Below are 20,015 nucleotides of genomic sequence, written 5' to 3' on the forward strand. Positions count from 1 at the left end.
CCGAAGGGGACGCCTGGAGCAGGACCGGGGATCTTTTACGAGAGTGCTCAGGCCTCGGCAAAGGGAAGCAGTGCTATATTCCGCGCCTGTTTGATGGCGGTCGTGACCCTCCGCTGATGAGGAGCGCAATTCCCGGAGATCCTGCGGGGAATGATCTTGCCCCGTTCGGTGACGAAATTACGCAGGAGCTTGATATCCTTGTAGTCGATCACCTCGATCTTGTTTTCACAGAAACGACAGATCTTTTTCCGGAAAAATACTTTCTTCTTTTTTCTGCCTTTTTTTCGATCTCGCGGTCTCATGTTTTATTCTCCTGTTTCTGCATCTTCCGCCGGGGCGGTCGACTCCTCTTTCGGGGTGATCGTCTGAAGCTTGTCCTCATCAATGCGGAGCGTCATGTATTTGATGACGCCGTCATTGACCCGGTAATTTCGCTCTAATTCACGAATGCCTTCGGGTTCGCCGGCAAACTGCATCAGAACGTAATGGCCTTTTTTCTGTTTTTTGACTTCATAGGCCAGACGTTTGACCCCCCAGTCTTCCACGATGTGCATCCTGCCGCCCTGTTTCTCGACAATGCCGCTCATGAGTTCGGTGATTTTTTCCGACTGTTCCGAAGGAAGATCAGGCTGGAGAATAAAGATCGACTCGTAGTAGTTCATGTTCACCTCCTTACGGGTCTATAGCCCCGGACACATTCCGGAGCAAGGAGTTATGGATAGAATACAGACCCACCGGCCTGCGAAGAATGTACCTTTTAGCATAATCCGGGAGAGGAAGCAAGTTTTTTCCGGTGTTTTGTTGACAAAGAATGCGGCAGGAATTAGTGTACGGCCATACGGAAAAGACGTGATAGGAAGGAGAATCAGGATGGCGGACCATGTTCTGGCCTTCGACCAGGGAACGACAAGCTCCCGGGCGATCCTCTTCAACGGGGAAGGAGAGGTTGTCGCCTCGGAGAGTCGTGAATTTCGACAGATCTATCCCCGGCCGGGATGGGTGGAACACGACCCGATGGAAATCCTGAACTCACAGATTCGGGTCGTACGAGATGTCCTGCAGAGGTGCGGCATCCCCCCGGAGGCAATCGCCGCCATCGGGATCACGAACCAGCGGGAGACAACCGTCGTCTGGGACCGGTCGGGAAGACCGCTCTGCAACGCCATCGTCTGGCAGTGCCGGCGGACCGCTTCCTTCTGCGATGAACTCAAAGAGGAAGGGTGGGAAGAACGGATACGGGCGAAGACAGGTCTTGTGACCGATGCCTATTTCTCCGGCACCAAGGTGAAATGGATCCTCGACCATGTGGAGGGGGCACGGGAGCGGGCCGAGAGAGGGGAACTCCTCTTCGGCACCATCGATTCCTGGCTGGTTTACAATCTCACCGGGGGATCGGTCCACATCACCGACTACACCAATGCCTCCCGGACCCTGCTCTTTAATATCCATGACCTCGCCTGGGATGAAGAGATTCTGGAACGTTTCGGTATTCCGCCGTCGATGCTCCCGGAGGTCAAACCGTCGAGCGCCCTCTATGGAACGACGGCAAAGGAACTCTTCGGCGCCGAGATCCCCATTGCCGGGATCGCCGGCGACCAGCAGGCGGCCCTCTTCGGCCAGGCCTGTTTCGGGCCGGGGGTCGCCAAGAACACCTACGGGACGGGGTGCTTTCTCCTCATGAATACGGGGGAGCAGGCAGTGCCGTCTCCGTCGGGCCTTTTGACCACCATTGCCTGCGGCGTCGACGACCGGGTCGAGTATGCCCTTGAGGGAAGCATCTTCATGGCCGGTGCTTCCATCCAATGGCTCCGGGACGAACTCCACCTCATTGAATCCGCTGCCGATTCGGCGGCGCTCGCCTCCGCCGTCCCCGATACGGGCGGGGTTTATCTCGTCCCCGCCTTTGTCGGACTCGGCGCCCCCTACTGGGACCCCTATGCGAGGGGAACCATCGTCGGCCTTACCCGGGGGGCCAACCGGAATCATCTTGTCCGGGCGGCGCTGGAGGCGATGGCCTATCAGTCCAGCGATCTTCTCGGCTGCATCGAGGCCGATACCGGCATAACGTTGCAGACGCTTCGCGTTGACGGAGGCGCCGCCGCCAACGATTTTCTCATGCAGTTTCAGGCGGACCTGCTGGGACGCCCCGTGGAACGTCCGCAAGTTCTGGAGACCACAGCCTTCGGGGCGGCCTGCCTGGCCGGACTGGCCGTCGGACTCTGGAAGGACCGTTCGGAGATTGCCGCAAAACGGAAAGTGGGAAAGGTCTTTGTACCGGTCATGAAGGAGGAGCGTCGCGAGATTCTTTACAACGGATGGCGGAAGGCTGTGGAACGATCGAAGGGGTGGGCACAGGATTCAGCGGCAGGATTGTGAAAATTCTTCACTTATGTTATAGAGGAATCATTGATATTATATTTTGCGAGAGGAGACCCGTATGACGCAGAAATTTACCGGACAGGAGATTGTAGAGATTGCCATCCGGATCGAGAAGAACGGCGAGAAGCTCTACCGGACGCTGGCCGAGCAGACCGGATACATAACGGTGAAAAACGCCTTCAATGCCCTGGCCAATGAAGAGGAGAAGCACATTGCCTCTTTCGACCGGATCCGGGAGATCATCGGCGGCTTCACGCCGCCGGAAGCCTATCCCGGCGAATACGCCCTCTACCTCGAAGCCCTGGTGGAAGAGAATGTTTTTGCCAAACAGGACCTCTTCAGGGAATTGGCCGGCAAGGCGGCAACCGTTCAGGAGGCCCTCGACCTTGCGATCCGGTTTGAAAAGGAGACCCTGATCTTTCTGCACGGCATACGGGACGCCATGGAGCATGACGACATGCCCGTCCTCAACGAACTGATCATGCAGGAAAAAGAGCATGTACTGAAACTCTCGGAGATCAAAAAGACCCTGAAAATAAAGGAGGCGGAATAGATTTTTTTCCTTGCTTTTATGTACACCCTGTGCTAAAAGGAAATTCAGGATGTAAGAGTGGCTGCATCTTTCGTGTGAATCAGGTAAAACATTTCGCACACCTGCAAGAAAGGGTTCGGACTTACCTGTAGGCCGTTAGAAACAGCTCGGTGGCACAAAAGTTTCATTACGGGGGTAAAGGAGAAAAGAGTTATGTCAGAAGGTACGGTAAAATGGTTCAACGATTCAAAAGGTTTTGGTTTTATCGAGCAGGAAAACGGCCCGGATGTGTTTGTACATTTTTCCGCCATTCAGGATGAAGGATTCAAGTCTCTGAATGAGGGGGAAAAGGTTCAATTCGATATTGTCGACGGCCAGAAAGGCCCCCAGGCGGCAAACGTCGTTAAGCTTTAATTCCTCATCTGTTCCCGAAAAACAATACAGGCCCCATGGATTCAACCTCCAAGGGGCTTTTTTTGTGTTTACATCCTTGAAGTATCAGCATCGGTTTTTTGGAGTTCCATGTTTGATCGGTCCCGTTAATCGTTGGATGCGGTTTGCTTTATATGTGCATATTCGTATTTTTTAATCATAATTGTGATATAGATCCTATGCAGAGCAGGAAGACTCCTCTATACTCGCATCAAGTTTGATGGTTGTTCACAGTTTGTCAAATCATTTATCACGCAAGAAGGAGGTTTCAATGAGTATGTTCTGTTATCAATGCGAACAGGCGGCACAGGGAAAAGGGTGTGAAAAGGTGGGGGTCTGCGGCAAGGATCCGAAGGTCGCCGCCCTGCAGGATCTGATGATCTACCAGGCAAAGGGGATCGGATGGCTTGCCCATCATGCACGGGGATTGGGCGAGAAGAACGAAGGGGTTGATCGTTATATCGCCAAGGCCCTTTTCACCACCGTCACCAATGTAGATTTCGATCCCGACCGTCTGGCACAATGGATTCGGGAAGGCGGACGGATCCGCAGGATTGCCGCCGATCTTTACCGGGAGGCGGAACGGAAATCGGGCGGAAAGGTCAATGAAACGGCGTGGCCGGCGCCCGCGCTCTATGAACCGGCGGAGTCGATCGAGGTCCTCCTTAACGAAGCCGGGAATCTTGAAGGAGTAGGTGTCACAAACGGCGCCGATGAAGATATCCGTTCCCTCCGGGAACTCCTGATCTACGGCCTCAAGGGGATGGCGGCCTACGTCGATCATGCGGCCCTCCTCGGCAAGGAAGAGGATTCCGTTTACGCCTTTTTTCACAAGGCCTTATCCGCCGTTTGTGCTCCGGACATTGCCATGGAGGCCCTTTTGGGGCTCAACATGGAGTGCGGCACCATGAATCTTACGGCCATGGAACTCCTTGACGCCGGGCACACGGAACGCTTCGGCCACCCCGAACCGACACCGGTCCGGACGGGGCTGAAGAAGGGACCGGCCATCATTATCACCGGCCATGACCTTGTCGATCTCGAAGCGCTCCTGAAGCAGACGGAAGGGACAGGCATCAATATATACACCCACGGAGAGATGCTCCCGGCACATGGATATCCGGGCCTCAGGAAATATACACATCTGGCCGGTCACTTCGGCACGGCCTGGCAGAACCAGCGGAAGGAATTCGACGGGATCCCCGCTGCGATCCTCTTTACCACCAACTGCATCCAGAAACCGAAGGAAAGCTACATGGACCGGGTCTACACCACCGGTCTTGTCGCCTGGCCGGGGATCACCCACGTGAAGAGAACGGACTTCTCCGCCGTCATCGAGAAAGCAAAGGCCCTTGGGGGTTCCGCCGAGGACCAGGGAGGGACAACCCTCACCACCGGTTTCGCCCGCAATGCCGTCCTCTCCGTCGCCGACAAGGTCGTCGGGGCGGTCAAGAGTGGGGCGATCAAGCACTTCTTCCTCGTCGGCGGCTGCGACGGCGCCAAACCGGGGCGGAACTATTACACCGAATTTGTCGAGAAGGCTCCGAAGGATACGGTGATCCTGACCCTTGCCTGCGGGAAGTTCCGCTTCAACCATCTCGACCTGGGCGACATCGGCGGGATTCCCCGGCTTCTCGATATCGGCCAGTGCAACGACGCCTACTCTGCGATCAAGATCGCTTCAGCCCTCGCGGAGGCCTTCGACTGCGGCGTCAACGACCTGCCTCTCTCCTTCATTCTCTCCTGGTACGAGCAGAAGGCCGTGGTCATCCTGCTTTCGCTCCTGGCCCTCGGGATCAAGGGGATCCGGATCGGACCGACCCTTCCGGCCTTTCTCTCCCCCAACGTCGTCAACTACCTGGTGGAAAACTTCGACGTCAAACCGATTTCCACCCCCTGTCTCGACCTGGCGGAGATCATGGAAGAGAAAGTTTGCACGGAGGCGTAACCTCTCCAGGTGTGTAAAACAAGAAGGATCGGTGCAGATCATGCACCGATCCTTTTTATTTGGGACGATGAACGCGGGGATGCCGATGGCATATCCCCTGATAACCATTGCGATGGGTGTCAGTCGCAGGACGGTGAATGAACCCTGTACCGGGAGGCACGGAGAACAGAATAATGTAAGGCCGGGCGGGATTCAAACCTTTTCCAACCTTTCAGCAATCCAGATCTTGATGATCGACTGTCGAGGCACGCCAAGTCGTTTCGCTTCCTTGTCCAGGCGATGAATCATCCATACCGGAAAGTCCACATTGACCCTCTTCTGATTCTGGCCGGGTCTCCTCGCTTTTGACAGATCAAGGAATTTCGTAATATCTTCCCCGGAATCAAACTTTTGATCCAGATCCTTAGCTTTCATAAATTTCAATCTCCTCTTTGCGGGATCGGCGCACGGAAATAATCCTGACGCGTTCGTTTCGGTAAGTTATGATCGACGACCAGCATTTGCCGGAGATTCTACCGATGACCAAAAATCTTTCTTCGTCAATGGTTTTCGCAGGAATCTCGATTCGATCCGGGTCATTCCATAAAGTTTGAGCTTCAACAAAATCGATCCCGTGTTTCTTCTTGTTCATCCGGTTTTTTCGGTTATCGAATTCAAACTCCATAATGGTATATATAATATACTTAAATTATACTAAAAGTCAACCATTATGTTTGCTAACGTAACCAGCAAAAGGGGTCAACCAGCAAAAGGGGTCAAGTCTGCTCTTGGCTCTTATCCCAGTGCCTCTGTACAACGCTTCAACTTCTTGACCCGATTCAATTTTCCTGTTAGTTTTTCCTAATTATGTTGTCAATGACAAGCAGAGAGGTATGGCCATGTCGGATGATTGCCGGAAGGTTTCAGTGGTTATTGATGACCGGGAAGCCCGCAGCGGACTGCCTGAAATCCTCGGTTCTCTTGAAGAGGTGGAGGTCTCCTTCCGTCGCCTTCCGTTAGGAGATTATGTGGTCGATGGTCTGTTCCTTTTCGAGCGGAAGCGCCTCCCCGATTTTGCTGCTTCGATCCGGGACGGAAGACTTTTTCAGCAGACGGCACGACTGGCTCTATCGGAGAAACGGTCTGCACTGATCCTTGAAGGGCGGGGACGGGATCTTGCTGCGTGCGGGACAATTCTCAATTTCCCCCGGCTGTGATATACTGACGGGCATGAAGAAAGTCTATACGATCTGTCCCTACTGCGGGTGTGGGTGCGGTCTTTATCTGCATTTGTCCCACAACCGGATCACCGGCGTCTCCCCCAGCCGGGCGCATCCGGTCAACGGGGGAATGCTCTGCGTGAAGGGGTGGAACGCCCACGAATTCATTCACCATCCCGACCGGCTGGCCTCCCCCCTCCGGAAAACGGAACGGGGCCGGGTCCGGACCTCCTGGCGGGATGCGCTGAACCTGACCGCCTCCCGGCTCTCCGCCATTGCCGCTGAATACGGTCCCGATTCGATCGGTTTTCTCAGTTCCGCAAAGTGCAGCAATGAAGAAAACTATCTCATGATGAAATTCGCCCGCGCGGTCATTGGGACGAACAACATCGATCACTGCGCCCGGCTATGCCATTCGTCCACCGTGGGCGGCCTCTCCGGAACCTTCGGCTCGGGCGCCATGACCAATTCCATTGCCGAGATTGATGAGGCAAAGACCCTCTTCGTGATCGGTTCCAACACGACCGAACAGCATCCCATGATCGGGATGCACATGCTCCGTGCCGTGGACCGGGGCGCGACCCTGATTGTTGCCGACCCGCGGAGGACCCAGATCGCCGAGTTTGCCCGGATTCATCTACGGCATCGGAGCGGGACGGATATTGCCTTGCTGAACAGCATCATGAATGTGATCATCCTCGAAGGGCTGGTGGATATCGAATTCGTGAAGCGGCGCACGGAAAATTTTGATGGCCTGATGAATGTTGTCAACTTTTACACGCCATCCGTCGGCGCCAAGGTCACCGGTGTTCCTGCGGGAATGATCCGCAAGGCGGCGCGGATCTTTGCGACGCAGCAGCGCTCCATGCTCTTCTATGCCATGGGGATCACCCAGCATATCTGCGGGGTGGACAATGTCCGGGCCTGTGCCAACCTGATCATGTTGACGGGTCATATCGGGCAGCCTTTTTCCGGGTTGAACCCGTTGCGGGGGCAGAACAATGTGCAGGGGGCCTGCGACATGGGGGCGCTTCCCGATTTCTATTCGGGCTATCAGGAGGTGAGCGATCCCGCTGCGCGGCGGAAATTCTCCCGTGCCTGGGGAACCCCGCTTCCCGACCGGCCGGGGATGACCCTGACGGAGATGATCGATGCCATGGCGGAGGGGAAGATCCGTGCCCTCTACGTGATGGGGGAGAACCCGCTCCTCTCCGATCCGGACCTGAACCACGTTCGGGAGGCGTTCAGCCGACTCGATTTTCTGGTAGTCCAGGACATCTTTCTCTCCGAGACGGCAAAGATCGCCGATGTCGTCCTCCCCGCCGCGAGCTATGCGGAAAAAGACGGCACCTACACGAACACGGAGCGGCGCGTACAGAAGGCCGAGCAGGCGCTTTCACCCTTTGGGGAGAGCCTGCCGGACTGGCAGATCCTCTGTCAGCTTGCAAACCGCATGGGCTATCCCATGTCCTACCACGGGACCTACGAGATCATGGAGGAGATCGCCCTTTTGAGCCCCTCCTACGGCGGGATGCTTCACCACCGGCTCCATGAAAATTTCGGGCTCCAGTGGCCCTGTCCCGACCTGAACCATAAGGGGACCCCTTACCTGCACCGGAAGAAGTTCGCCCGGGGTCTCGGTCGGTTCATCCCCGTGGAATTCATTCCGGCGGCCGAGCCGGTTGACGGAGATTATCCCCTGCTGCTGACGACCGGACGGATCTATTTCCATTATCATACCGGGACGATGTGCCGACGGACCTCCACACTGGAACGGGAGGAGCCGGAATGTTTTGTTGAGATGAATCCTTCCGATGCCGAAGGTCGCGGCATCCGGAACGGACAAATCGTCCGGATCACCTCCCGACGGGGCACCCTGACGGTCCGAACCTTCCTGACGGAGAAGACCCCGGCGGGAACGGTCTTCCTCCCCTTCCACTTCCGGGAAGCGGCGGCGAACCTTCTGACATGTGCCGCCACCGATCCCGAAGCGGGGATCCCGGAATTCAAGGTCTGTGCCGTCCGGGTGGAACCCCGGACCGCCGGTCGACATCCGGAAAAAGAACAGGAAAAGATTCTTCATCACTGACGGCTTTGTCGTCACGGAGCAACCGAAACATGGGCAAGGCCTGTATCCTCGACAAGAACCATCTCCCCTACTGGCTGCGGCAGATCCGTAAGGAGCGGAGACTAATCGCTCCCATGGTTACGATTGCGGGGGATCCGGTCTATAAGGAGGTCGGCAATATTCACGAGATCCAGCTTGATGGTCCGGCGTGCCTCCCCTCGGTCAAGGAATTCTTCTTCCCGCAGACGGAGGTAATGTTCCGGTGCCGGGAAGGAAAGGTCCGGGAAGAGGTCCTCGGAGTCCCCACGGTCATCTTCGGACTCCGTTCCTGCGATGTCGCGGCATTGCACAGAGTCGATCGGTTCATGGGTGGAGATTTTCACGATCCCTACTATGAAAGAAAACGGGAAAATACGATTCTTGTCTCCGTCGGTTGCAACCGGCCCGATCCGACCTGCTTCTGCATGAACCTCGGCACAGGCCCTTTCCTGCATGAGGGATACGATATCCAGTTGACCGATCTCGGATCCCGCTATTTTGTGGAGACCGCATCCGGCCGCGCCGCAAAATTGCTCCGGAAGTTTCGATACCTCTTCAGGAACCCCTCAAAAACAGATTATGAAGATCAATATGAAGCAATCCACCTCTCCAGGACCTGTTTTGAAAAACGGATGAACCTGGAGGGGGCCCGGAAGGCCATGGCCGCGGGGGAGGTGCCCGAGGCGTTCTGGCAGTCAGTCACGAAACGGTGTTTCGAATGCGGCGGCTGTGTCTATGTCTGCCCGGTCTGTACCTGCTTCAACGTCCTCGACCGGAAGGAGGGCGGTACCGTCGAGCGGTGCAGAGTCTGGGACACCTGTCTCTTCAAGGGATTTACGAGAATGGCCGGAGGGGTCCTGCCGAACCGGGAACGGGTGAAGAGGACAAAACGGTGGTATGAGCATAAGATTCTGCATGCACCGGAGCAGATCGGGGCCTTCGGCTGCGTGGGATGCGGTCGGTGTACCCTTGCCTGCCCCGGCGTGATCGATATGGCGACGGTGGGGATGCAACTGACCAAAGGGGTGGAGCAGCCGTGAAGTCTCATAACATCTACACCCCCTTTTCTGCTGAAATCCGGTCGATTGTGAAGGAGACGGCCGATGTCCATCTTTACCGGTTCTCCCTGCCGGAGGGGACGGTCTGCCCGCCGGGCCGGTTCTTCATGGTCTCTCTCTGGGGAGCGGGGGAGGTCCCGATTTCCATCGCTTCCCATTCCGAAGCAGGTGAGTGGCTGGAGCTGTGCATCCGGAGGACCGGCCATGTCACCTCCGCGATAGACCATCTGCAGGAAGGGGATCAACTCTGGTTGCGGGGGCCCTACGGGAACGGCTTTCCCCTTGAGATCGCCGAGGGGGCCGAGATCGTAATTGTTGCAGGGGGGATCGGCATGGCGCCGCTCCGGCCCCTCCTCTACGAATTCACGGTTCCGGGAAAAGGATACGGCGGGGTGACGCTGATCTACGGTTCCCGGACACCGGAGGAGATTCTTTTCAAAGAAGAGATCGAAAACTATACCGCGCGGGGAATCAACGTGAAGTTGTGCGTCGACCGGGGTGACGGCAGCTGGAGCGGCCATGTCGGGCTGGTCACCGATCTGCTCGGCGACATCCGGAGCGACATGCAATCCACCGTAGCCTATCTCTGCGGACCCGGGATCATGATCCAAAATGTCACCCGTGACCTGCACCGCATGGGGATACCGCACGACCGGATCATTACCACCCTGGAGGCCCACATGAAATGCGGTGTCGGCAAGTGCGGCCACTGCTATGCGGGCGGCAAATATATCTGCACCGACGGTCCCGTATTTACCTACCGGGAAATCATTGAAAACCGAATCACCGGGGATACCAGGAGATCAGGTTGAGCTCCAGGGGGACCTGTGCCTCCGGATGATAGGGAAGCAGGCGCGGTGTGAAATCCCCGGCCGGACGTGATGTCCTGATCCGGCAGGTATACCGCTCCCAGCTTGGAGTACCGGGAGCCGGGGCCTCGTGGTTCATTTCCTGCCGTACCGCTTTTTCGGAATTCGCGGATTCCGCGTAGAGTTGTACCTGCACAAAGTCCGCAGGAATCCCGCCGATTTCCAGCAGGACCTCGAAGGACCAGCCGTCCGGTTCCTGCCGTGCGTTGAACTTCCCCCATGAAATTCTGTTCCAGAACCGGGTCAGGGTCTCTTCCCAGTTCCGGAGTTCTTTCGCCAGGCTTCCCCGGTTCTCCATTCTCTGTTGAAAGGCCGCGGCCGCAGGGAGATAGATCTTTTCAGCATATTCCCGGACCATCCGGTTACTGCTGAAACGAGGAGTGAGGTGGGCCATGCTGGCCCGTATTCGGCGGATCCAGGCTTCCGGGAGATCATTCCCGTTCCGGTTGTAGAACTCAGGTATGACCTCTTCTTCGAGGAGGTGGTAGAGCTGTTCGGCTTCAAGACGGTCCCACTCCCCTGCAGGGTGTTCCCGGCCGTCTCCCAGCGCCCACCCCACTTCGGGGGAGTAGGCCTCTGCCCACCAGCCGTCGAGGGACGACAGGTTGAGTCCGCCGTTGACCAGGACCTTCATGCCGCTCGTCCCCGAGGCTTCCCAGGGGCGCCGCGGATTGTTGATCCAGACATCGACTCCCTGGACCATTTCCAGGGCCAGGTCCATGTCGTAATCTTCAAGAAAAACCACACGACGGTGTACCTCGGGCCGTTCCGCGAACCGGGTCCATTGCCGCACAAGTTCTTTGCCGGTTTCATCCTGCGGGTGGGCCTTGCCGGCCACGATGATTTGCACGGGCCGTGCAGAATCGCGGAGCAGACGAATCAGGCGTTCCGGATCCATCAGCAGGAGATTCGGACGTTTGTACTCGGCGAAACGGCGGGCAAATCCGAGGGTCAGTGCGTCCGGATTGAGGACCTTCTCCGCCTCGGCCACCCGGTTCGGTGGAAGTCCCTGCTGTCCGAGGTGCCGGGCAAGGCGCCTGCGGGCGTAGCGGACAAGATCCGCCCGTTCCGCGCGGCGGCAGGACCAGAGATCCTCATCACTCATCTTGCTCAGGATCGCTCCGGTCAGGGTTTTTAGTGTCCCCTTCCACCGGTCTTTGCCGCAGACCTGTGTCCAGGCCTCATCCGCCCAGGGAGAGTCCCAGGAGGGAACATGGACCCCGTTGGTAATGTGCGTGACCGGCACTTCCTGCTCCGGCCATCGGGGAAAAAGATCCTGAAAAATTCGTCGGCTGACCTTCCCGTGCAGGCGGCTGACCCCGTTGATGGTGCCGCAGGTGCGGAGCGCCAGGTAGGCCATATTAAACGGTTCCTTGCTGTCATCGGGATCCCGGCGTCCGAGGGCGGCCAGTTCATGAGGAGAAACGCCTAAGCTTGCGGCATAATCCCGGCCATATTTTTCCAGGAGATCCCGGGAAAAGAGATCGAAACCGGCGGTCACCGGCGTGTGCGTGGTAAAGATATTTCCGGGACGGCTTGTCCGGAGGGCGTCCCGGAAGTCGAGGTCTTCTTTTTCCATGAGATGCCGGGCCCGTTCCAGCGTCACGAAAGCCGCGTGCCCTTCGTTGAGATGGCAGACCTCGATGGGAAGACCGAGCGCCTCTATCAGCCGCCAGCCGCAAATCCCCAGGGCGATCTCCTGGGCCAGGCGCATCTCGTGCCCGCCGCCGTAGAGCTTGCCGGTAATCCCCCGGTCCATCGGGCTGTTCAATGGGTCGTTGCTGTCGAGCAGGTAGAGCAGGACCCGGCCGACCTGTGCCTTCCAGACGCGAAAACGGACGGTTCGTCCGGGGAAGTCGTAAGCGACGTGCAGCCAGGAGCCGTTTCCCGCGATGACCGGTGTAATAGGGAGGCTCGCCGGATCATTATAGGGATAGATCTCCTGCTGGCGGCCACCGGCATCGACGACCTGCCGGAAATAGCCTTCCTGATAGAGCAGGCCCACACCGGCCACCGGCACGCCGAGGTCGCTTGCCCCCTTGAGATAGTCCCCCGCCAGGATCCCCAGGCCCCCGGCATAGATGGGAAGGGCCTCGCTGAGGCCGAACTCCATGCTGAAGTAGGCGATCGTGGGCAAAGGGGTCTCCCCGAAGATTCCATGGCTCCAGCAGGAACAGCCGAGATATGCCGTACGGGCTTCGGCCAGACGTTCCAGTTCTTTCCTGAATTTCCCATCCCCCGCCAGCTCCTCCAGCCGCTCCCTGGAAAGGTTCTGCAGGACCACGTAAGGGTTGCGGGTTCGCTCCCAGGTCTCCGGGTCCACGTCATTCCAGAAGGTGTCCCCGTCATGGCTCCACATCCAGCGCAGATCGGTTACCAGGTCTGCACAGGGTTCCAGCCCGGGGGGAAGTTTTCTCGGGAAAAAGGGTGCGGTCTCCATGGCTTTGCTCCTTGTGCATGTTTTTCGCTTCTGATTTGCTTTGCGTCCTTGGCGTCCTTCGCGAGAGGCCGCTTTCAGATTTTGCTTTTTGATCTTGTCTTACCCTTTGTGCCTGTGTGCCTCTGCCCCTCGCTTCTCAACTGTCCCCCTTCCATCGCCACTCGATAATTTCAGGCATGTCTTCACCGTACCGCCGGATGTATTCCTTGTGTTCGATCAGCCGGTCCCGCACGAACTGTTTGGTATAGGCTGCGACGGCATCGAGTTTCGGCACACGGTCGATCACGTCCGCCATCAGGTGGAACCGGTCCAGATCGTTGCGGACGGCCATGTCGAAGGGGGTGGTCGTGGTTCCCTCTTCCTTGTAACCCCGTACGTGCAGGTTTCCGTGGTTGGTCCGCCGGTAGGTCAGGCGGTGAATCAGCCAGGGATAGCCGTGGAAGGCGAAGATGATCGGCTTGTCCCGGGTGAAGAGGGCATCGAAATCCCTGTTGGAAAGCCCGTGAGGATGTTCTTCCTTCGGCTCGAGGGTCATGAGATCCACCACATTGATCACACGGATTTTAAGATCCGGCACATGTTCACGGAGAAGATCCACGGCCGCGAGGGTCTCCAACGTCGGAACATCCCCGGCGCAGGCCATGACCACATCGGGATCGGCACCGAGATCGCTGCTTGCCCACTCCCAGATCCCGATCCCCGAGGAGCAGTGCTTGACGGCCGCATCCATATCGAGGTATTGGAGGGAGGGCTGTTTCCCGGCCACGATGACGTTCACGTAGTTCCGGCTCCGCAGGCAGTGATCGGTGACCGAGAGGAGGGTATTGGCATCGGGGGGGAAGTAGACCCGGACGATGCCGGCCTTCTTGTTGACCACGTGATCGATGAAGCCGGGGTCCTGGTGGGAAAAGCCGTTATGGTCCTGGCGCCAGACATGGGAGGTAAGCAGGTAGTTGAGGGAGGCAATGGGGCGACGCCAGGGGATTTCCGTCTCCGTGACCTTGAGCCATTTGGCGTGCTGGTTGAACATCGAATCGATAATATGGATGAAGGCCTCGTAGCAGGAGAAGAAACCGTGCCGTCCGGTCAGGAGATACCCCTCCAGCCAGCCCTGGCAGGTATGCTCGCTCAGGATTTCCATGACACGGCCGTCCGGCGCAAGATGGTCATCCTCGGGAATCTTCGGGTCCATCCAGGTCCGGTCCGTCACTTCAAACAGGGCGCTCAGGCGGTTCGAGGCGGTCTCGTCCGGACCGAAGACACGGAAATTGTGCATATTGCTTTTCATCACATCCCGCAGGAAGCGGCCCATCACCCGGGTCGCCTCGGCGGTCACCCGGCCCGGCTCCGCGACTTCGACGGCATACTCCTCAAAGTCCGGCAGTTTGAGATCGCGGAGCAGGATCCCCCCGTTGGCATGGAGATTGGCCCCCATCCGGCGCTCCCCCTTCGGGGCAAGTTCGGCCAATTCGGGACGCAGGGTGCCCTTCTCATCAAAGAGTTCTTCCGGCCGGTAGCTCTTCATCCATGTTTCGAGCAGCGTGACATGTTCGGGCTTGGTCGCCATCTCGGCAAAGGGGACCTGGTGCGACCGCCAGAACCCCTCGGTCTTGAGCCCATCGACCTCTTGGGGGCCGGTCCACCCCTTGGGGGTCCGCAGGATGATCATCGGCCAGCGGGGCCGGCCGGCCAGGCCGTGGGTCCGGGCCTCGTCCTGTATGGTTTTGATCTCGTCGAACACCGTCTCCAGGGTTTCGGCCATGACCCGGTGCATTGACTCGGGTTCCTCTCCTTCCACGAAGAAGGGATTGTAACCGTAGCCGACAAAGAGGTCCTTCAACTCCTCATGAGGGATGCGGGAAAGGACCGTGGGATTGGCGATCTTGTAGCCGTTTAAGTGCAGAATGGGCAGTACCGCGCCGTCACGAACCGGATTGAGAAATTTGTTCGAGTGCCAGGCCGTGGCAAGAGGTCCGGTTTCAGCCTCCCCGTCTCCCACCACGCAGGCGGCAACCAGATCGGGATTGTCAAAGACGGCGCCGAAGGCGTGTGCGACCGAGTAACCGAGTTCCCCCCCCTCGTGAATGGAGCCGGGGGTCTCCGGGGCGACATGACTCGGAATCCCGCCGGGGAAAGAGAATTGCCGGAAGAGCTTCTTCATTCCTTCCGCATCCCGTGAGATGTTCGGATAGAACTCGCTGTAGGTCCCCTCCAGGTAGGTATTCGCCACCAGGCCCGGACCGCCGTGGCCGGGGCCGGCGATATAGATCATGTTGAGATCCCGTTCACGGATCATCCGGTTGAGATGAACGTAGATAAAATTCAGCCCCGGCGTGGTCCCCCAGTGCCCCAGGAGTCTGCGCTTGATGTGCGGAAGCGACAGGGATTCCCTGAGCAGCGGATTGTCATAGAGATAGATCTGGCCGATCGAAAGATAGTTGGCCGCCCGCCAGTAGGCGTCCATCTTCTTGAGTTCCTCCTGTGACAACGATTGATTCATGGCAGCCTCCACTGTGGTTTTATGGTGCTACATTACGGAGCAGGTAGGCCGTATGCCGGGCGATCATCAGCTCCTCATTCGTATGGGTCACACGGACCGTAACCCGGGAACCGGACGCCGAGATGATCGGCGCATGGCTCCGGTTCCGCTCCGGATCAAGCGTGAGTTCCAGGAATTCCAGTCCGTCGCAGATGCGCCGCCGGATCTTTGCGGCATGCTCTCCGATCCCCCCGGTGAAGACAAGGGTGTCAAGCCCGCCCAGCGCTGCCGTCAGCCCTCCGAGAAACTTCCGGGCCTGGTAGCAGAAAAGGTCCACGGCATCTTTGGCCCGGGGATCTTTTTCTTCTTTTGCCAGCAATTCCTTCATATCGCCGGAAGTTCCCGAAACCCCGAGAAGGCCGGACCTGCGATTCACCAGCTCATTCAGCTCCCGGGGTGTCATTCGCTTCTGTTCCAGAAGGTAGAGAAGCAGGCCGGGATCGAGATCCCCGGATCGTGTGCTCATGACCAGTCCCCCGGCCGGGGTAAAGCCCATGGTCGTATCGAGGCACTGTCCTTTGTGCACGGCGGCCATGGAGGCGCCGTGTCCGAGGTGGGCGATGATGATGCGGCCGGCGGCCGCCTCCCGGCCCGCCTCCTGTTTCAGCACCTCCATGATATATTCGTAGGAAAGACCGTGAAATCCGTATCGGAGGACTCCATTCCCGAACAAATCTCCCGGGAACGGGTATCGCTGGGCCACGGGGGGCATCCGGCGGTGAAACATCGTGTCGAAGCAGGCAACCTGGGCCAGGGCGGGATAGTCCCGGCCGATCGTTTCGATGGCGGACAACTCGTGGGGGAGATGTTCCGGCACGAAGGGGGTCAGGCGTTTCAGCTCCGCGAGCAGCCCGGGGGTGATCCGTTCCGGCCGGCTGTGGCGAATGCCCCCGTGTACCACCCGGTGCCCCACCGCGTCCAGGTCCCGATCGAGGGCCTGCCCCCGCAGCCGGTCGAGGAGAAGCCGCATCGCCGTCCCGTGGTCGGGAAGGGAACGTTCCTCATGGATCCACGTTTCGCCCTCCCCGTTCCGGGCGGAAAAGAGACCCCCGTCCGGTCCGATTCCCTGCATCTCTCCCGTCAGGATTCGCTCCTCCTCTTTTTCCATTCGGTAGAGAGAGAACTTGATGCTGGAAGAGCCGCTGTTGATCGTCAGGATCTTTTTCCGGTGTTCATCTTCCATGAAGATCCGTCACTCCAAGCCGGGGGTGGAGGAAACGCGCAACATTCATGCCATCCGAAATTAGCAGAGAGATTTTGCAGAATCGTCATTTTCTCTTTCATAATTCCGGTGGAACAGTGCTTCATGGTTTATCCCCTTTCCCGGTTTCTGTCAAGCCGGCGGCGGCGGAGGGGTCAACAGGAAATAGGCGGGACGGTTCTTGAAGGGGGTATAGAGCGGGTCTCCGATCAGGACCATCCGCCAAGAGAGAAAAGGGTTGCTCAGTGCAAAAACCTCCACGAGGGTATAGCGCCCGGTCATGAGCAGGGGGAAGAAAATCGAGGGGGGTGGAAAGGCCGCGAGATAGGGCTCCGCCACCGGCCCCAGGGTTGCCGTCACCCCTTTTTCAATCATTCTTTTTACCCAGTAGTTCCCTTTCTTCCCGTGCAGGGATCTGCATTCGGCACTGGCCACATGGTACCCCACTGCGCCCCTGACCCATGTAAAGGCATCCCGGTATTCTGCAAGGCTGTACCATCCGCAATAGAGTGCCGCGTTGGGGCAGTCGCCCGGCCCGAAGAGTTCCGGCCGACTATCCAGAACCACGGGAAAGGCTGCCTTCCGGAGGATTTTTGCGGTTCTCCGGATATTCTCGTCATAATTCCCGTAAGCGCTCTTGCCGGATCTCAGTCCCCTGGCATCGAGGTATAATTTGCCGGAAAGCCCTCTCTTTTCCACCCGGATTGCCGTTTCAACCAGGCCGCGGGCCAGTGCGACCGTCGGGGCGTCTAATCGGCTCACCAGCAATACCGGTTTCTTCCTGCCGCCTTTTTCTCGATTTCCCAGGAAATCGGGATTGGGACGCGGCCCGGCAAGCGGATAGGGAACGGAAAGAAGAAGGGCAAGTTCGGAGTCCACCGACGCAACGGTATCCCTGCCGGAAAGATGATTGAGTTGTGCATTTACCCTGCGGATCTCCTCCTTCAATCTCCGCAGGCTCCCCTTTTTCCGATCCTTTTGAAGAACGGAGAACGCCTTCTTCTTTTTCCGGACGGATTTCCGTACCGCCCGGACCTCCCCGTCCGAAACCCCGGCGGGGCGTTGCGGGCCGATCCGGAGGGGGACGCCGTAGGTGGTCACGATACAGCGAATCTTCTCCCCCCGGGAGCGAAGCTTTCTCACGATCTTTCTAAGGGGGGCAGCGATCAACCGCGCATAGTCACGCCGGGAGATCTGTTCTCCTTTCGGCATGTCAAGGGCGGAAAGATGTCCGGCGGGAATGTGCCTCCGGGCCATGTAGAATTTCCCCAGTCGCACCGATGCGGAGGTGCGGGAATTCACCAGGACCAGGATCTCTTCCGGGAGGAGAACGGCTTCCGCCGGTGTCGACAGAGGAACGACCACAGAAAAGAAGCAAAGCAACAGGAGTGAGAAGATTTGTGCAGGCATGGTGATGAGATATTTTATACGCGTAACGCCCTCTCTATAAAATCTAATGAAGGTTTTTTCCCGATGGCTCCATCCATCCGTAGCCATCGGGTGCAAGGCCGGACTACATCCGTAAAATCAAGATACATTTTGTTTCGGGAATCCACAAGGGGGATTTTCAAATTTCGTGTCAATGGTATCGGAAAGTGCTTGACATTTATGATTATATGAGTATATGGTCATATAATGTTAATTAAAGAGAGGGTTCGCATGAACGAGATCATGATCCGCCAAGCGGCGGTGTTAAAGGCGCTTGCTCAACCGACCCGGATGCAGATCCTGGAGCTGCTCCGTCAGGGGGAGCGCTGTGTCTGTGAGATTATCCCAGCGCTCCAGGAGGAGCAGTCCAATCTTTCCAAGCATCTTGCCTCGTTACGACACGCGGGGATTGTGAATCTACGCAAGGAAGGCACCAGCAATTACTACAGTGTTCGTCACCCCGAGGTCTTCCGGATCCTCGATCTGGCCCGGAAGATCGTTGAAAATGAGGTCAAACGATCCGCAAACATGTTGAAGGGATTAAAGGTCAAATCATGAGAAAAGGTTTCTTCACGTCACGACTCCACGTTGCGGTCCTGGCCTGCCTGCTCCTCCTCTATCCGGTGGTTTCCGATGCCGGGGAGGCGCTGACCCTTGACCAGGCTTTCCATACCGCACTGACCGAAAGCCCCCTGGTTGCCCGGAGCCGTCAGGATGTTGAGGCTGCAAGTCAGGGAAGAAGAGCCGCTCGGGGAAAGCGGCTTCCCCGGATCGACCTGTACGCCCGGGCCGTACGGTTGAGCGATCCCCAGGTGGTGATCCCGATCAAGAGCTTTAATATGAAGACCCCTCCGGCCTTTAGTCGCGATCAATACGGCGCCGGTGTAACCTTCCGGCTTCCTCTCTATGAAGGCGGTCGTCTCAAACGTGCGGTGACTGTCGCCGAATTCTCCAGGGAGATCTCCAAGTCCGGGCTCCGGCTGACGACCCAGGACCTGCTGGCCGATGTCACCAACATCTTCAACCGGATCCTCTATCTCAAGGGGTTGACCGCAGCGGAAGAGGAAACGTTGACGGCGCTGAAGAAGGCACGAGAAGATGCGGCGCTCAAGCTGAAGGTTGGACGAATCGCCCCGGTCGATCTCATGCGGATTGAGACCCAGGTGGCCGAACAGGAACAGGCATTGATCCAAAGCCGGGAGGATCAGAGGCGGTCGCAACAGACCCTCGCCCTGCTTCTCGGCTGGAAACCCTCCCGGGAACCCGAGGCGGTAGGCACATTGGCGCCCCCGGCGCCCGGATCCGTTCCGACCGAGGATGAAATCGCAAAGACCCTGATCGAAAAACGCCCCGATATCCAAATGGCGATCGGAAAGGTTCGGAAGGCGGCGGCCACAGTCGAAATGATCCGGGGATTGCATCTCCCTTCGGTGGACCTGGTGACGGATTACGGCAAGAAGACCGGAAGCGGCGGACAGGGCGGCGAAGAGGTCTGGTCCGGGGGGGTCGTCGTGAATCTCAACCTTTTCAGCGGCGGCACGATCTCGGCCCAGGCCGCGCAGGCCGAAGCCCGCCTCTCTGCTGCCGAGGAAGAGCTCCGGCAGGCGAAGCTCAAGGCCCGGACCGAGATCCTGCATGCCCTTTCCGGTATGCGGGAGGCCCGGCATCGGTTTGAGGTGGCCGCTTCGGCCAGGAAGACCGCAGAGGAGACCTACCGGATCGAAGATCTCCGGTATCGGAAGGGGGATGGTACCGTGACGGACAGCCTTCTGGCCCAGGGGGCCTGGCTGTCCGCCCGGGCGAACGAGCTGGCTGCACTCTTCGATATGCAGAAGGCGGTCGTGGACTACCGGCTCGCTGCGGGCACCATTGATGAGGGGCTG

General features: G+C 58.0%; 18 protein-coding genes. 10 read left to right on the forward strand and 8 right to left on the reverse strand.

All coding sequences use genetic code 11. The annotated features are described in order from the left end of the window. Window positions 1–47: 47 nt before the first annotated feature. Together rpsR and rpsF are read right to left on the reverse strand one after the other, a co-directional pair. Window positions 48–302, reverse strand: a complete 255-nt coding sequence (gene rpsR, locus GXP58_00580; GenBank protein ID NOY52097.1) for a 30S ribosomal protein S18 — start codon at window positions 300–302, stop codon at window positions 48–50. A gap of 3 nt (window positions 303–305) precedes the next feature. Further along, the gene (gene rpsF, locus GXP58_00585; GenBank protein ID NOY52098.1) at window positions 306–662 is read right to left on the reverse strand and encodes a 30S ribosomal protein S6; all 357 of its coding nucleotides are present in this window, start codon (window positions 660–662) and stop codon (window positions 306–308) included. 208 nt (window positions 663–870) lie between these two features. Here rpsF and glpK point away from each other — a divergent pair, with 208 nt between their 5' ends. The 4 genes from glpK (at window position 871) to hcp (ending at window position 5,291) form a co-directional block, all read left to right on the forward strand. Continuing rightward, a complete protein-coding gene (glpK, locus tag GXP58_00590) occupies window positions 871–2,376 on the forward strand; it encodes a glycerol kinase GlpK (GenBank protein ID NOY52099.1) in 1,506 nt (501 codons plus the stop codon). Between the two features lie 61 nt (window positions 2,377–2,437). After that, window positions 2,438–2,932, forward strand: coding sequence for a ferritin family protein (locus tag GXP58_00595; GenBank protein ID NOY52100.1), 495 nt, complete (start codon window positions 2,438–2,440; stop codon window positions 2,930–2,932). Window positions 2,933–3,124: 192 nt separating this feature from the next. Next, on the forward strand, window positions 3,125–3,325 hold the full coding sequence (locus GXP58_00600) for a cold-shock protein (protein NOY52101.1): 201 nt from the start codon (window positions 3,125–3,127) through the stop codon (window positions 3,323–3,325). Window positions 3,326–3,620: 295 nt separating this feature from the next. Then, the gene (hcp, locus tag GXP58_00605; GenBank protein NOY52102.1) at window positions 3,621–5,291 is read left to right on the forward strand and encodes a hydroxylamine reductase; all 1,671 of its coding nucleotides are present in this window, start codon (window positions 3,621–3,623) and stop codon (window positions 5,289–5,291) included. Between the two features lie 192 nt (window positions 5,292–5,483). Here hcp and GXP58_00610 read toward each other — a convergent pair whose 3' ends face one another. Both GXP58_00610 and GXP58_00615 read right to left on the reverse strand, forming a co-directional pair. Further along, window positions 5,484–5,705 carry a CopG family transcriptional regulator gene (locus GXP58_00610; GenBank protein NOY52103.1) on the reverse strand — a complete coding sequence of 74 codons (222 nt, stop codon included), beginning with the start codon at window positions 5,703–5,705 and terminating at the stop codon, window positions 5,484–5,486. After that, on the reverse strand, window positions 5,695–5,967 hold the full coding sequence (locus tag GXP58_00615) for a BrnT family toxin (GenBank protein NOY52104.1): 273 nt from the start codon (window positions 5,965–5,967) through the stop codon (window positions 5,695–5,697). Before GXP58_00615 ends, GXP58_00610 begins: the two co-directional genes overlap by 11 nt. Window positions 5,968–6,169: 202 nt before the next feature. Here GXP58_00615 and GXP58_00620 point away from each other — a divergent pair, with 202 nt between their 5' ends. Genes GXP58_00620 through GXP58_00635 form a run of 4 tightly spaced genes read left to right on the forward strand, consistent with a single transcriptional unit; the run spans window position 6,170 to window position 10,467 of the window. Further along, complete coding sequence (locus tag GXP58_00620) at window positions 6,170–6,487, forward strand: hypothetical protein (protein NOY52105.1); 318 nt, start codon at window positions 6,170–6,172, stop codon at window positions 6,485–6,487. Window positions 6,488–6,500: 13 nt separating this feature from the next. Next, window positions 6,501–8,579 (forward strand): formate dehydrogenase subunit alpha, encoded by a 2,079-nt coding sequence (gene fdhF, locus GXP58_00625; protein ID NOY52106.1) that lies wholly within the window; start codon window positions 6,501–6,503, stop codon window positions 8,577–8,579. Window positions 8,580–8,608: 29 nt separating this feature from the next. Then, on the forward strand, window positions 8,609–9,637 hold the full coding sequence (locus GXP58_00630) for a hypothetical protein (GenBank protein ID NOY52107.1): 1,029 nt from the start codon (window positions 8,609–8,611) through the stop codon (window positions 9,635–9,637). Next, window positions 9,634–10,467: a hydrogenase gene (locus GXP58_00635; GenBank protein ID NOY52108.1), complete on the forward strand. Its 834-nt coding sequence runs from the start codon at window positions 9,634–9,636 to the stop codon at window positions 10,465–10,467. The genes GXP58_00630 and GXP58_00635 overlap by 4 nt, the downstream gene beginning before the upstream one ends. Here the strand turns inward: GXP58_00635 and GXP58_00640 are convergent. The 4 genes from GXP58_00640 to GXP58_00655 all read right to left on the reverse strand — a co-directional run bounded on the left by GXP58_00640 (window position 10,439) and on the right by GXP58_00655 (window position 18,114). Then, window positions 10,439–12,964, reverse strand: coding sequence for a glycosyltransferase family 1 protein (locus tag GXP58_00640; GenBank protein NOY52109.1), 2,526 nt, complete (start codon window positions 12,962–12,964; stop codon window positions 10,439–10,441). The two genes, GXP58_00635 and GXP58_00640, sit on opposite strands and share 29 nt — an antisense overlap. Window positions 12,965–13,100: 136 nt before the next feature. Further along, complete coding sequence (locus tag GXP58_00645; protein ID NOY52110.1) at window positions 13,101–15,464, reverse strand: phosphoketolase family protein; 2,364 nt, start codon at window positions 15,462–15,464, stop codon at window positions 13,101–13,103. 19 nt (window positions 15,465–15,483) lie between these two features. Then, window positions 15,484–16,686 (reverse strand): acetate/propionate family kinase, encoded by a 1,203-nt coding sequence (locus GXP58_00650; GenBank protein NOY52111.1) that lies wholly within the window; start codon window positions 16,684–16,686, stop codon window positions 15,484–15,486. A 150-nt stretch (window positions 16,687–16,836) separates the two neighbouring features. Then, entirely contained in the window at window positions 16,837–18,114 is a 1,278-nt protein-coding gene (locus GXP58_00655; GenBank protein ID NOY52112.1) for a TIGR03790 family protein, read from the reverse strand. Between the two features lie 249 nt (window positions 18,115–18,363). Here GXP58_00655 and GXP58_00660 point away from each other — a divergent pair, with 249 nt between their 5' ends. Both GXP58_00660 and GXP58_00665 read left to right on the forward strand, forming a co-directional pair. Next, complete coding sequence (locus tag GXP58_00660) at window positions 18,364–18,690, forward strand: winged helix-turn-helix transcriptional regulator (protein ID NOY52113.1); 327 nt, start codon at window positions 18,364–18,366, stop codon at window positions 18,688–18,690. Next, the coding region (locus GXP58_00665) for a TolC family protein (protein ID NOY52114.1) at window positions 18,687–20,015 on the forward strand (1,329 nt) is incomplete at its 3' end. The genes GXP58_00660 and GXP58_00665, both read left to right, overlap by 4 nt.

It is taken from the genome of Deltaproteobacteria bacterium (assembly GCA_013151235.1).
Classification (GTDB): Bacteria; CG2-30-53-67; CG2-30-53-67; order CG2-30-53-67; family CG2-30-53-67; genus JAADIO01.

Coding starts and splice junctions, on each gene's coding strand:
- rpsR (NOY52097.1), bottom strand. CDS start 302: ATGAGACCGCGAGATCGAAAAAAAGGCAGAAAAAAGAAGAAAGTATTT.
- rpsF (NOY52098.1), bottom strand. CDS start 662: ATGAACTACTACGAGTCGATCTTTATTCTCCAGCCTGATCTTCCTTCG.
- glpK (NOY52099.1), top strand. CDS start 871: ATGGCGGACCATGTTCTGGCCTTCGACCAGGGAACGACAAGCTCCCGG.
- GXP58_00595 (NOY52100.1), top strand. CDS start 2,438: ATGACGCAGAAATTTACCGGACAGGAGATTGTAGAGATTGCCATCCGG.
- GXP58_00600 (NOY52101.1), top strand. CDS start 3,125: ATGTCAGAAGGTACGGTAAAATGGTTCAACGATTCAAAAGGTTTTGGT.
- hcp (NOY52102.1), top strand. CDS start 3,621: ATGTTCTGTTATCAATGCGAACAGGCGGCACAGGGAAAAGGGTGTGAA.
- GXP58_00610 (NOY52103.1), bottom strand. CDS start 5,705: ATGAAAGCTAAGGATCTGGATCAAAAGTTTGATTCCGGGGAAGATATT.
- GXP58_00620 (NOY52105.1), top strand. CDS start 6,170: ATGTCGGATGATTGCCGGAAGGTTTCAGTGGTTATTGATGACCGGGAA.
- fdhF (NOY52106.1), top strand. CDS start 6,501: ATGAAGAAAGTCTATACGATCTGTCCCTACTGCGGGTGTGGGTGCGGT.
- GXP58_00630 (NOY52107.1), top strand. CDS start 8,609: ATGGGCAAGGCCTGTATCCTCGACAAGAACCATCTCCCCTACTGGCTG.
- GXP58_00640 (NOY52109.1), bottom strand. CDS start 12,964: ATGGAGACCGCACCCTTTTTCCCGAGAAAACTTCCCCCCGGGCTGGAA.
- GXP58_00645 (NOY52110.1), bottom strand. CDS start 15,464: ATGAATCAATCGTTGTCACAGGAGGAACTCAAGAAGATGGACGCCTAC.
- GXP58_00650 (NOY52111.1), bottom strand. CDS start 16,686: ATGGAAGATGAACACCGGAAAAAGATCCTGACGATCAACAGCGGCTCT.
- GXP58_00655 (NOY52112.1), bottom strand. CDS start 18,114: ATGCCTGCACAAATCTTCTCACTCCTGTTGCTTTGCTTCTTTTCTGTG.
- GXP58_00660 (NOY52113.1), top strand. CDS start 18,364: ATGAACGAGATCATGATCCGCCAAGCGGCGGTGTTAAAGGCGCTTGCT.